This is a genomic window from Cupriavidus sp. GW821-FHT07C08 (assembly GCF_059419025.1).
In genome coordinates, this window is sequence record NZ_JBWKQZ010000033.1 from 16,783 (window position 1) to 28,279 (window position 11,497).

Sequence of the window (11,497 nt, forward strand, 5' to 3'; positions counted from 1 at the left end):
CTCCGGCCTTTACGAAGTGTTACGCCAGTGACACAACTGGCCCTGTCAACGCGGTTTGCGCTGACTGACCTGCCGCGGCCAGCGTGTTAACATCGTCAGCTTTGCCGCCGAGCCCGTTTTTGGGGTGCCGGCGTGTCCCGCCTGGCCTTCCGCTGTTCCTGCTGATTTCCCCGCCTCCAACCGCATCCCTCGCATGACCCATGGCCTGAACCCCGCCCAATCTGAAGCCGTCCGCTACCTGGACGGCCCTTGCCTGGTGCTGGCCGGAGCGGGCTCCGGCAAGACCCGGGTGATCACGCAGAAGATCGCGCATCTGATCGAGGACAAGGGTTTCGAGCCGCGCCATATCGCCGCCGTCACCTTTACCAACAAGGCGGCCAAGGAGATGCAGGAGCGCATCGGCAAGCTGATGGAGGGCAAGACCACGCGCGAGGGCAAGCGCATCCCGCTCAAGCAGCTGACGGTCTGTACCTTCCACTCGCTCGGGGTGCAAATCCTGCGCATGGAGGCCGAGCACGTGGGCCTGAAGCCGCAGTTCTCGATCATGGATTCGGACGACTGCTTCGGCCTGATCCAGGAGCAGCTCGGCACCACCGACAAGAAGCTGATCCGCGGCGTGCAGGGCACGATCTCGCTGTGGAAGAACGGCATGGTCGACCCGGAGGCAGCGATCGCGCAGGCCGCCAATGCCGACGAGCACCAGGCCGCGCTGGTCTACCGCAACTACGTGGCCACGCTGCACGCCTACCAGGCGGTGGATTTCGACGACCTGATCCGCCTGCCGGCCGAGCTGTTCGCGCGCAATGAAGCCGTGCAACTGAAGTGGCAGAACCGCCTGCGCTACTTCCTGGTCGACGAATACCAGGACACCAACGCCTGCCAGTACCAGTTGCTGAAACTGCTGGCGGGCGGCTCGCACCTGCGCGCGCCGGCCTTTACCGCAGTGGGCGACGACGATCAGGCAATCTATGGCTGGCGCGGCGCCACGCTGGACAACCTGCGCGGGCTGCAGACCGATTTCCCGGACCTGAAGGTGATCAAGCTGGAGCAGAACTACCGCTCCACCGTGCGCATCCTGGAAGCGGCCAACGCCGTCATCGCCAACAATCCCAAGCTGTTCGACAAGAAGCTGTGGAGCGAGCACGGCATGGGCGACCCCATCGCCATCCACCCGATGAACGACGAGGAGCACGAGGCCGAGTCGGTGGTGTTCCGCCTGTCCGCGCACAAGTTCGAGCGCCGCGCGCAGTTCCGCGACTACGCCATCCTGTATCGCGGCAACCACCAGGCGCGGCTGTTTGAGCAGATCCTGCGGCGCGAACGGATTCCCTATGTGCTGTCGGGCGGCCAGAGCTTCTTCGACAAGGCCGAGATCAAGGACATCTGCGCCTACCTGCGCCTGATTGCCAACCCCGACGACGATCCCGCCTTTATCCGCGCCATCACCACGCCGCGGCGCGGCGTGGGCAACACCACGCTGGAAGCGCTGGGCACCTTTGCTGGCCAGGCCAAGGTGTCGCTGTTCGAGGCCGCGATGATGGGCGGCATCGAAGGCAAGCTGCAGCCGCGCCAGTTGGAGCCCCTGCGCGTATTCTGCGAATCGATGGTGCGGCTGGCCGACCGCGCGGCCAAGGATCCGGCCACCGTGGTGCTGGACGATCTGATGGAAGGCATCCACTACGAGGCCTACCTGTACGACAGCTTCGACGAACGGCAGGCGCAGTCGCGCTGGACCAACACGCTGGAATTCCTGGACTGGCTCAAGCGCAAGGGCACCAAGCCAGAAGGCGCCGAGGGCGAGGAAGCCACCGGCTTCGACAATGCCGACGGCTTCGGCAGCGAAGGCAAGAACCTGCTCGAGCTGACCCAGACCGTGGCGCTGATGAGCATGCTGGAAGGCCGCGAGGAAGACCCCGACGCAGTGCGGCTGTCCACGCTGCACGCGTCCAAGGGGCTGGAATATCCGCACGTGTTCCTGGTCGGCGTGGAAGAGGGCATCCTGCCGCACTGCCGCGAAGACGAGGACATGAGCGACGAGAAGATCGAGGAAGAGCGGCGGCTGATGTATGTCGGCATCACCCGCGCCCAGCGCAGCCTGCATGTCAGCTGGTGCAAGAAGCGCAAGCGCGCGCGAGAGACCTACTCGTGCCAGCCTTCGCGCTTTATCGGCGAGATGAAGCTGGAGGAAGCGCCTGCGCCGGTCGATGAAACCCCGGCGATGAGCCCCAAGGACCGGCTCGGCGCGCTCAAGGCGCTGCTGGGAACCGGCGGCAAGACGGCCCCGGGCTGAGCGGCCTGCGCACGCGCCTGTCCTTACCGCGCGGCTGACGCCGCCAGCGTGACGTACTGCGAGCCGCGCTGCCCGTGCGTGAAGTCGAGCGGAAAATCGCCCACGTCCACGCGCCCCTGCAGCGCCCGCCGCATCTCGGCCGCGCCGCTGCCGCGCGGGCCGGCCAGCGCGCGCGCCAGCCACGCCGCGCCGATATAGCCGGCCAGCGTGGCCGGCGACGGCGGCTCATCCAGGTATTGCTTCATGCGCGCCACGTGTTCCTTCACCACCCGCAGCGTGGCCTGTTGCGGCCCGGGCGCGACCTGGGTCAGCACCATGCCCCCGCTGTAGCCAGCGCCCAGGATCTCGCGCGCGGCGGTGGCGCTGACCGACGACAGCCCGACCAGGAAACCGTACCAGCCCTGCACCGCCAGCGCGCGGCCGAGCCCGGCGTAGGCAAGGGTATCGCCCGCCACGATCACCGCGCCCGGGCGGGTCGCGGCGATGCGCCGGGCGGCGGCCTCGGGATTGGCGTCGAGCGGCACTGCGCGCGTCCCGGTCTGCGCCTCAAGCCGGGCCAGCGACGGGGCAGCGAAGTCCGGCGCCAGGGCCAGCGCGATGCTGGTCAGGCCATAGCTGCGCAGCTGACGTACCGCCGCGTCCAGTTCGGCCTGGTAGTCGGCGCGGGTGAACCAGACGTTGTCGGCCGTCAGCCCAAGGCCCGATAGCGGCGCCACGATCTGCACGCCGCGCCGGCCCAGCTCGGCCGATGCGGCCAGCGCCGGCAACAGCCGGTCGCCGGGGCCGAACAGCAGCTCGGCGAGGTCGGTATCGGCCAGCGACACCGCCTGCGCCAACGCGCGGCGCGGGTCGGGATCGGCGTCGCGGACCACGTGCGCGATGCGCACCGGGCCGTTGCCGGCGTTGACGGCGTCAAACATGACCTTGGCCCCGGCCAGGTAGTCGCGCGCAAGGTCGGCTTGCGCGCCGCCGCGGTCGAGCAGGTGGCCGACCACGACCGTGCGGCGCGCCTGCGTCTGCGCCAGCACTGGCCAGGCGGGCAGGGCCAGTGCCGCGCCGGCGGCGGCAAGCAGGCGGCGCCGTTGCCGGGCCGGTGCTGCCAGGTGGCTGCGCAGCGGTGGGTACGGCGAAAACATCGGAGTCTGGTCGGGAGTTGGCATTGCAGGGGCAGGTGACGCGCGGGCCGGCGGTGGCGCGCAGCGTATCCGCCACACATGACACCAATGTGACGCCCGCCGCCCGCAGGTCCAATGCCCGCGCTTGACGGCGGTCAACGCGCCAGCGGCGGTGCGGCCCTACGATGGGCTATCACACACCCATACCCCCGCGCCCCCATGACTCCGTCTGCCATGACTTCCCCTGCGCCCGACCGCCGCGCGCTGTCCGACTTCCGCGCGCTGGCCGGCCGCATCGACGGCAACGGCCCGCGCTATACCTCGTACCCGACGGCCGACCGCTTCCGCAACGGCCCCGACCTGTCGCTGTACCACGACGCACTGGCCGCCTGCCGGGCCGACGCGCCGGCGCCGCTGTCGCTGTATCTGCATATCCCGTTCTGCGAGAACATCTGCTACTACTGCGGCTGCAACAAGATCATCACGCGCGACCATGGCCGCAGCGCCCGCTACGTCAACTACCTGGGCCGCGAGATGGCGCTGGTGGCAGACCGGCTCGGGCCGCGCCGCCAGGTGCTGCAGTCGCACTGGGGCGGGGGCACGCCGACCTTCCTCGACCCCGGCGAGATGCGCCGCGTGATGGCGCTGCTGCATGAGCATTTCGAGCTGGCGGCCGAGGGCGAGCATTCGATCGAGATCGATCCGCGCCGCGTCGACCACGCCCGCATGGCGCTGCTGGCCGAACTGGGCTTCAACCGCGTCAGCCTGGGCGTGCAGGATTTCGATCCCGAGGTCCAGCAGGCCATCCATCGCATCCAGCCCTTCGAAGAGACCCGCGCCGTGGTGGATGCCGCGCGCACGCTGGGTTTCCGCTCGGTCAGCCTGGACCTGATCTACGGCCTGCCGCACCAGACCGCGGCGCGCTTTGGCCGCACCATCGAGCAGGTGCTGGCGCTGCGTCCCGACCGGCTCTCGGTCTATAGCTACGCGCACCTGCCGCATGTGTTCAAGCCGCAACGCCGCATCGACGAAAACGCCTTGCCGCCCGCGGGCGAGAAGCTCGACATCCTGGTCTCCACCATCGAGCGGCTGAGCGCCGAAGGCTACGTCTATATCGGCATGGACCATTTCGCGCTGCCCGACGACGACCTCGCCGTGGCCCAGCGCGAAGGGCGGCTGCAACGCAACTTCCAGGGCTACTCCACGCACGCCGGCTACGACCAGATCGGACTCGGCATTTCCGCGATCGGTGCGATCGCGGGGCGCTACGTGCAGAATGCGCGCACGCTGGACGAGTACTACGGCGCGCTCGACCACGGCCGCCTGCCGCTGGCGCGCGGCGTGGCGATGAACGCCGACGACCACCTGCGGCGCGAGATCATCGGTGACCTGATGTGCAATGGGGTGCTCGATATCCCGGCGCTGGAAGCGCGCCACGGCATCCGCTTCAGCACGGCCTTTGCGCCCGAGCTGGCCGACCTCGCCGCACTGGGCGCGGACGGGCTGGTGCAATGCGCGCCGGAACGCATCACCGTGACGCCACTGGGCCGGCTGCTGGTGCGGCGCGTGGCGATGGTGTTCGACCGTTACCTGCGCGAGGATGCCGCGCGGCCCGCGGACGCTGGTGCCCGGGCCGCCGCCGCCAACGATGGCGCGCAGCCGGTGCGCTTCGTGCCGCGGTACTCGCGCGTGGTGTAGCGGCCGCGCAGGCGGTACGGACGAAAAAAAGCCCGCGCACATTGCGCGGGCTTTTCGTTTGCAGCGGACGGACTTACTTGGCGGCGCTGGCCATATAGTCCGAGGCGGCGATCACGTCCGCGTCCGGGCCGGCGTAGCCACCCTTGGGCGGCATCACGCCCTTGCCCTTGAGCGCAAAGTTGTGGACCGCGTCCATGCCTTCCTTCAGGCGCGGCGCCCAGGCGGCCTTGTCGCCGAACTTGGGCGCACCGGCTACGCCGGCGGCGTGGCAGGCGGCGCAGACCTGCTCGTAGACCTTCTTGCCCACGTCGGCCGAAGCGGCCGGCGCAGCAGCGGGTGCGGCGGCAGCAGCTGCCGGGGCCGCAGCAGTGGGCGCTGCCGGTGCAGGCGCGGCAGCGGCGGCCGGAGCGGCGGCAGCTTCAGGGGCTGCGGCGGTCGCCGGCGCGGCGGCAGCCGGGGCAGCCGGCTCCGGGAACTTGGCGCCGCCGGCGTCGGCCATGTAAACCACGGCACGGGCCAGTTCATAGTCGGCGTAGTCGTCCGGCGTGGTGCCGGCGCGCGGGGCCATCGCGCCCTTGCCGTTCATCACCGACTTCATCAGGCCGTCAAAGCCCTGGCCGATGCGCGCGGCCCAGTCGCCGGCGTTGGCGTACTTGGGTGCACCCGCTGCGCCGGTGGCGTGGCACGCGGCGCAGATTTCCTTGTAGACCTGCTCGCCCGTCTTGAAGACGCGCGGTGCGTTGGGATCCTTGATTTCGAGCGAGGCGACCGGCTTGATGCGGTCGTTGACGGCTTCCGCCGTGGTGGCAGCCCCGGCGCTTTCCGTCGAGCCGTGTCCGACAAAGTTGACCAGCAGAATGATCACGATGATCGGCACCAGGAAAGCCGCGATCACGACTGCGATCAGCTGCTTCGGGGTTTTGATGGGAGACTCGTGTTCGTCGTGTTCGTTGTGGACGTCGCTCATACAGAACTCTCAGTTTTGCAGGAAACCTTCTGGCCGCTTACGCTCGGCTTGCTTATTCTGGCCCGGTCTTGGTCACTCGCTGACCGCTGTCCGGCCCCCATCCGGACCGCCCGTGCTGCCTGCGGCCCTTGCCTGACTTGGGTCTGTTGCTATTTGCGCGCTGCGGACTGTCTCCCGGACCGGGCCTGATTGTCGCCGACAACAAGCCGCGCGGCCTTGACCCCGGTCGACTCATTGCATCGGCGGTGTGGCGGGCACGATTTGACGCAAATAGCTGGCGATTATAGCGCCAAAGGCCCCCCGCCAGTGCCAAAAAGCGGCGGTTGCGAGACGTTCCCTGAAGCCTCTGGCGGGCCCGCATGGACGGCACGGGGCAAAAGCGGTATCCTATGCGACTTTCCTGCGGCGGCCACTCGCCCGCCGCAACCGCTGTACCCACAAACCGGTTGCAAAACCGTCCTGTGCGCCCGTAGCTCAATGGATAGAGTACTGCCCTCCGAAGGCAGGGGTTGCTGGTTCGATCCCAGCCGGGCGCGCCAAATTTCTTTCCGATATGTAGTGCGGTGTGATGCTGGTCGCGGACACGCGTGCCGGGCCGAAGCCCGAGACCGTCATGCAGCCAGGGCGGTCTTCCATAGCACCATCGCGCCGATGTTCAGCCCGACAGTTCCCCAGAAAATTGCCTGGAACGCCGCCTTGCGGTTCTTGTGCCGAAGCAGATGTTGGGCGGCCAGCGCGCCTGGCCAGCCCCCGCAGAGCGCGAGCAGGTGCAGATGAGCTTCAGGGATGCGCCATGCGTCGCGGCGGGCGCGCGCCTTGTCCTCCGCGTAGGCCAGGAACGCGATGATGCTGGCGAGGAGGCTGGCGATGCCGACCTGCCGGGGCAGATAGCCACCGAGGGCGCAGGCGGTGATGACCACCACGGCCGCGAGGCCGGCCAGCGCTGGCAGCCAGCTTGCCTCTTCGGCCTGCCTGGGCGCGCCGGCGATGGCGACGTCAAGCGCCTGTATCCGGCCATCCTTCCCCCTGGAGAGTTCGAAGCTGACTCGGTCGCCGGGCTTGGGCGTCACGGCGCGCGTTTGCAATGCCGTGATGTGGAAGAAGACATCTTTCGTGTCCGCGTGGACGTTGATGAAGCCGAAGCCCTTCTCGGCATGCCACGATTTGATGCGACCCGCTTTTCGCATATCTTTGCCGCGTGTTGGTATGAGGCAGCAAGTGTAGGCGAAGACCTGCGGCCGGCCACCGTCAGTTCGTGCCGGCGGGAGCCGGGGCGCTTCCCGGCGCGGGTTCCGGCATGCGATCGTCGCCGCGCAGCGGGCGCAGAGGCGCTTGCTATGATGCGGCCATGACCGACGACCTAGTCATCCCCCATCACGAATACCTGATCACGGCGATCCGGGCGCAGGGCGCGGGCGGCCAGAACATCAACAAAGTGTCCAATGCCGTGCACCTGCGCTACGACGTGTATGCCTCCTCGCTCGCGCCCGACCACAAGGAGCGCCTGCTGGCGCTGCACGACCACCGCATCACGCGCGACGGCGTGGTGGTGATCAAGGCGCAGCAGTTCCGCAGCCTCGACCAGAACCGCGACGAAGCGGTGCGGCGGCTGCACGAACTGGTGCGCAGCGTGGCCACGCCGCCGCGCGTGCGCCGGCCCACGCGGCCGACGCTGGCCTCGCGCCGGCGCCGGCTGGACAGCAAGAGCCAGCGCGGCCAGGTTAAATCGCTGCGCGGCCGGGTGTTCGAATAGCGTCTGGCATCAGCGCGCCGATTGCAGCGCGGCAATGCGCTGCTCGATCGGCGGGTGGCTGGAGAACAGCGCCATCCACGACTTGCCGCCGGCAATGCCCATCGCCTGCATGTTCTGCGGCAGGCCATCCGGCTCCAGGCCGCCCAAGCGGCGCAGCGCCGCCACCATCGGCGTGGGCGTGCCCATCATGCCGGCCGCGCCCGCATCGGCACGGAATTCGCGGCGGCGCGAGAACCAGGCCACGATGATGCTGGCCAGGATGCCGAACACGATTTCGCAGATGACCACCGTGACCATGTAGCCGATGCCCGGGCCGCTCGATTCCTCATCGTTCTTGCGCAGCATCGAATCGACGAAGTAGCCGACCACGCGCGCCAGGAAGATCACAAACGTGTTGACCACGCCCTGGATCAGCGTCAGCGTGACCATGTCGCCGTTGGCCACGTGTGCGACCTCGTGCGCCAGCACCGCTTCCACTTCTTCATGGGACATCGATTGCAGCAGGCCGGTGGACACCGCTACCAGTGAGCTGTTCCTGGTCGCGCCGGTGGCGAAGGCATTGGGTTCGCCATCGTAGATGGCGACTTCCGGCATCGGCAGGCCGGCGCGCTGCGCCAGTTTTTCGACGGTCTGCACCAGCCACAACTCGGTGCTGGTGCTGGGATGGGTGATGACCTGCGCGCCGGTCGACCACTTGGCGATGGTCTTGGACATCAGCAGCGAGATAAAGGCGCCACCGAAGCCCATCAGGGCGGCGAATGCCAGCAGCGTGCCCAGGTTCAGGCCGTTGGCGGTCAGGAAGCGGTTCACCCCCAGCACGCTGGCGGTGATGCTGAGGACAAGCATGACGGCGAGGTTGGTCGCCAGGAAAAGCAATACGCGTTTCATGTGTGTGTGGAGCAGTGGTGTGTAGGGCTGTACAGCCAGGATGCGGACGGGCCGCAGACGCGCGCCGCACGCTCAGGCGCGGCACGCAGGAACAGGCGGGCACGGCCAGGCCGCGCCGGTGGGACTCAGGCGCTCGGCGGACGCGGCAGCCGCGGCAGGTCGGGTTCGGGCAGCGGGGCGCTGGCATAGCGCGGCGGTCCGGCGCGGCCGCCCCAGGCGGCCAGGCGCAATGGAGATGCCGGCAGCAGTTGCTCGGCAAGGTCGGCGCCGGGCTGCCACTGCGGCTCGGCGGCTTCGGAAGCGGGTGACGGCTCGCCCGTTGCGGCGGTTCCGGCAGCGTCGTCGTTGCCGATGCCGGCCGCTGGCGCGGCAGACATCTCGCCGGTGGCCACCACGGCGTGCGCGAACGCTGCCGCCCAGCCCGGCAGGGGCAGGAAGGCCAGCATCATGACCAGCAGGAGTAGCCGGAGGGAGCGCACGAAGGGGGACGGCTTATCGGTAGAGGTGGAAGGAATTCTACAGGATGCGGCATGGCGCAGGCGCCGCCCGCAGGGCCCGTCGCACGCCGGCGTCACCCATTCAATAAGTGATGCATCGGGCACCATGGCAAGACCTGCCGGACGGGCCTACACTATCGCTAACCCTGTAGTCGTTACAGGGTACAAAGCGAGGATCATGGATCATGCGCATCGGCGAACTCTCCCGTACCAGCGGCTGCGATGTCGAGACCATCCGCTATTACGAACGCGAAGGCCTGCTCGACGCGCCGCGGCGCGAGGCCAACGGCTATCGCCGCTATGACGACGGCCACCTGGTCCAGCTGAATTTCGTGCGCCACTGCCGCTCGCTCGGCATGGGCCTGTCGGATGTGCGGCGGCTGCGTGAGTTCGAGCGCAATCCGTCGCAGGACTGCGACGACATCAATACGCTGCTGGACCGCCAGATCGCGCAGATCCATGCGCAGCGGGTGGCGCTGGAGGCGCTTGAGGGGCAGTTGCGCGCGCTGCGCGAGACCTGTCACCACCACCAGCCCGCCAGTGAGTGCGGCATCCTGCAGAACCTGCAGCAGGCCGCGGCCGGCGCGGCCTGTGAATGCCATGCGGGCGCGCACGAGGCCGGGCATGCTGCCAACGGGTGAGGCGCGCAGGCGCGTCGCTGTGCTACGATGGCTATTCCCGTGATCGCACCACTGCGGTGCACGGGCCCCGGCGGCAGCGCAGCCAGTGAGCGATGTAGTGAGCAACGACTTACGCGGCTCGCCTGTTCAGAGAACCATCCGCTGCCCCTTATCAAACATTCTGCATGACCATGACTGATCGCCTGACGCCGATGCCCGATGCGCCTGTCCGCCTGATGCGGACCGGCCGCGCGCACGCGTTTGCGATCGCCACGGCCAACATCCTGCCTCAGCGCGCCACGCGCGCGGTCTCTCCCCGCCGGATCAGCGCACCGCCTGATTCCGCCCGGTTCCCAGCCTGATTCGTCTCCATAGCGGGGCCCGGGCCGAACCGGGCCCGAGCCAGCGTTTTCAGTTTTTCCGGCCACCGCCGCAAGGCCCACGCCGGATTCGTTGATGTCCGCGCTGCCGCGCAAACGCCATACCTGCCAGACCTGACCGCCGCCGCCTGCCATGCTGGCCGGGCCGCGCCAACCACCTGACTGCCGGAGGACCCGCCATGACGGCCACCAAAACGAATACCGCCACCCTGTACCTGACCGAACTCGACGTGACCCGCCTGGAGCGCATCGCCAGCCGCGCCGGCTCGGCGCAACTTGAGGACATGCTCGACAGCCTGCTGGCGCGCGCCACCATCGTCGCGCCCGAAGAAATCCCGACCGACGTGGTCACCATGAACACGCGCCTGGTCTGCAACCTGCCGGGCGAGCAGGCCCCGCGCAACTGGACGCTGGTGTACCCCGACGCGGCCGACTTTGATGCCGGCCGCCTGTCGGTGCTGTCGCCGGTGGGCCAGGCGCTGCTGGGCGCGCGCGCAGGGCAGACCGTTAGCTACCGGCTGCCCGACGGCCGCGAGCAGCAGGTGAGTGTCGCCGGGATCGCGTTCCAGCCGGAAGCCAGCGGCCAGTACACGCTTTGAGCCGCATCCCGGCCGCCTGAGGCGTGCTGCCGGGGCCACGCAGGCACGTCCGGCGCCGCGTGTGCCTGGCGATCCATCGACACCATTCATCGGCAAGCCAGTCGTTTCACGACTCGCAACGCACCATTCGTCGCAGCGGTATTTCTGCTTGCGTGGACTGTGACTAATCTTCAGTCCGTGCTCGCATCGCAACATAGATTGCAGAGCGGCCGGAGTCTTATCCCGGTCCATACAAGAAAGAACGACGAAATCAGTTGAAGGAGTCCCAAATGATCGCCAGACGTATCCTTGGCGGCGCGCTCGTGTTCGCGGCTGTCGCCGCGTCCGCTGTGGCGTTGGCTGCCCCCGCTGCCAGCAAGGTTGGCAAGTTTGATGTGTATGCCGATGCGCTGAAGGCCGGCAAGTACGACGTGTATACGGACGGCGCCAAGCAAGGCAAGTTCGATACGTACACGGACGGAGCCCGCACCGGACGCTTCGACCCATACTCGGAAGGCTCGCGCCGCGACGGCAAATTCGACAGCTTCACCGAAGGCTCGCATAGCTTCAGCGGTGAGATCTCCAAGCAAGGCAGGTTCGATACCTTCAGCGAAGGTACGCACACCTTCACCGGTGATATTGCCGATCGTGCGCTCGACAACTCCCGCTCGGGTGACGGTTCGCTGTACGGCTATCGCGTCTGATCCTCGC

General features: G+C 68.0%; 11 protein-coding genes and 1 tRNA gene. 7 read left to right on the top strand and 5 right to left on the bottom strand.

Annotated elements, in window-relative coordinates; genetic code table 11:
- The first annotated feature begins 193 nt into the window (after positions 1 to 193).
- Positions 194 to 2,290: a UvrD-helicase domain-containing protein gene (locus AC07UK_RS31250; RefSeq protein WP_114131709.1), complete on the top strand. Its 2,097-nt coding sequence runs from the start codon at positions 194 to 196 to the stop codon at positions 2,288 to 2,290.
- Between the two features lie 23 nt (positions 2,291 to 2,313).
- Here the strand turns inward: AC07UK_RS31250 and AC07UK_RS31255 are convergent, their stop codons facing one another.
- Positions 2,314 to 3,426 (bottom strand): ABC transporter substrate-binding protein, encoded by a 1,113-nt coding sequence (locus AC07UK_RS31255; protein ID WP_494688127.1) that lies wholly within the window; start codon positions 3,424 to 3,426, stop codon positions 2,314 to 2,316.
- Between the two features lie 198 nt (positions 3,427 to 3,624).
- Here AC07UK_RS31255 and hemN point away from each other — a divergent pair, with 198 nt between their 5' ends.
- Positions 3,625 to 5,103 carry an oxygen-independent coproporphyrinogen III oxidase gene (gene hemN / locus AC07UK_RS31260; RefSeq protein ID WP_494688126.1) on the top strand — a complete coding sequence of 493 codons (1,479 nt, stop codon included), beginning with the start codon at positions 3,625 to 3,627 and terminating at the stop codon, positions 5,101 to 5,103.
- 73 nt (positions 5,104 to 5,176) lie between these two features.
- On the opposite strand, the gene AC07UK_RS31265 is transcribed toward hemN, so the two are convergent.
- The gene (locus tag AC07UK_RS31265) at positions 5,177 to 6,070 is read right to left on the bottom strand and encodes a c-type cytochrome (protein ID WP_494688125.1); all 894 of its coding nucleotides are present in this window, start codon (positions 6,068 to 6,070) and stop codon (positions 5,177 to 5,179) included.
- 463 nt (positions 6,071 to 6,533) lie between these two features.
- On the opposite strand from AC07UK_RS31265, the gene AC07UK_RS31270 reads away from it, so the two are divergent.
- Positions 6,534 to 6,609, top strand: a tRNA-Arg gene (locus AC07UK_RS31270).
- A gap of 72 nt (positions 6,610 to 6,681) precedes the next feature.
- On the opposite strand, the gene AC07UK_RS31275 is transcribed toward AC07UK_RS31270, so the two are convergent.
- A complete protein-coding gene (locus AC07UK_RS31275) occupies positions 6,682 to 7,257 on the bottom strand; it encodes a DUF1294 domain-containing protein (RefSeq protein ID WP_436222926.1) in 576 nt (191 codons plus the stop codon).
- Between the two features lie 161 nt (positions 7,258 to 7,418).
- Between AC07UK_RS31275 and arfB the strand changes: the two genes are divergently transcribed.
- Complete coding sequence (gene arfB, locus AC07UK_RS31280) at positions 7,419 to 7,823, top strand: alternative ribosome rescue aminoacyl-tRNA hydrolase ArfB (protein ID WP_494688124.1); 405 nt, start codon at positions 7,419 to 7,421, stop codon at positions 7,821 to 7,823.
- A gap of 9 nt (positions 7,824 to 7,832) precedes the next feature.
- On the opposite strand, the gene htpX is transcribed toward arfB, so the two are convergent.
- Positions 7,833 to 8,711 (bottom strand): protease HtpX, encoded by an 879-nt coding sequence (gene htpX / locus AC07UK_RS31285; protein WP_013958356.1) that lies wholly within the window; start codon positions 8,709 to 8,711, stop codon positions 7,833 to 7,835.
- A 125-nt stretch (positions 8,712 to 8,836) separates the two neighbouring features.
- The gene (locus AC07UK_RS31290; protein WP_494688123.1) at positions 8,837 to 9,190 is read right to left on the bottom strand and encodes a hypothetical protein; all 354 of its coding nucleotides are present in this window, start codon (positions 9,188 to 9,190) and stop codon (positions 8,837 to 8,839) included.
- Positions 9,191 to 9,393: 203 nt separating this feature from the next.
- Here AC07UK_RS31290 and AC07UK_RS31295 point away from each other — a divergent pair, with 203 nt between their 5' ends.
- The 3 genes from AC07UK_RS31295 (at position 9,394) to AC07UK_RS31305 (ending at position 11,490) form a co-directional block, all read left to right on the top strand.
- Complete coding sequence (locus AC07UK_RS31295) at positions 9,394 to 9,849, top strand: Cd(II)/Pb(II)-responsive transcriptional regulator (protein WP_013958354.1); 456 nt, start codon at positions 9,394 to 9,396, stop codon at positions 9,847 to 9,849.
- A 538-nt stretch (positions 9,850 to 10,387) separates the two neighbouring features.
- Entirely contained in the window at positions 10,388 to 10,807 is a 420-nt protein-coding gene (rnk, locus tag AC07UK_RS31300; protein ID WP_010812155.1) for a nucleoside diphosphate kinase regulator, read from the top strand.
- A gap of 269 nt (positions 10,808 to 11,076) precedes the next feature.
- The gene (locus AC07UK_RS31305; RefSeq protein WP_436222922.1) at positions 11,077 to 11,490 is read left to right on the top strand and encodes a hypothetical protein; all 414 of its coding nucleotides are present in this window, start codon (positions 11,077 to 11,079) and stop codon (positions 11,488 to 11,490) included.
- The last annotated feature ends 7 nt before the right edge of the window (positions 11,491 to 11,497 follow it).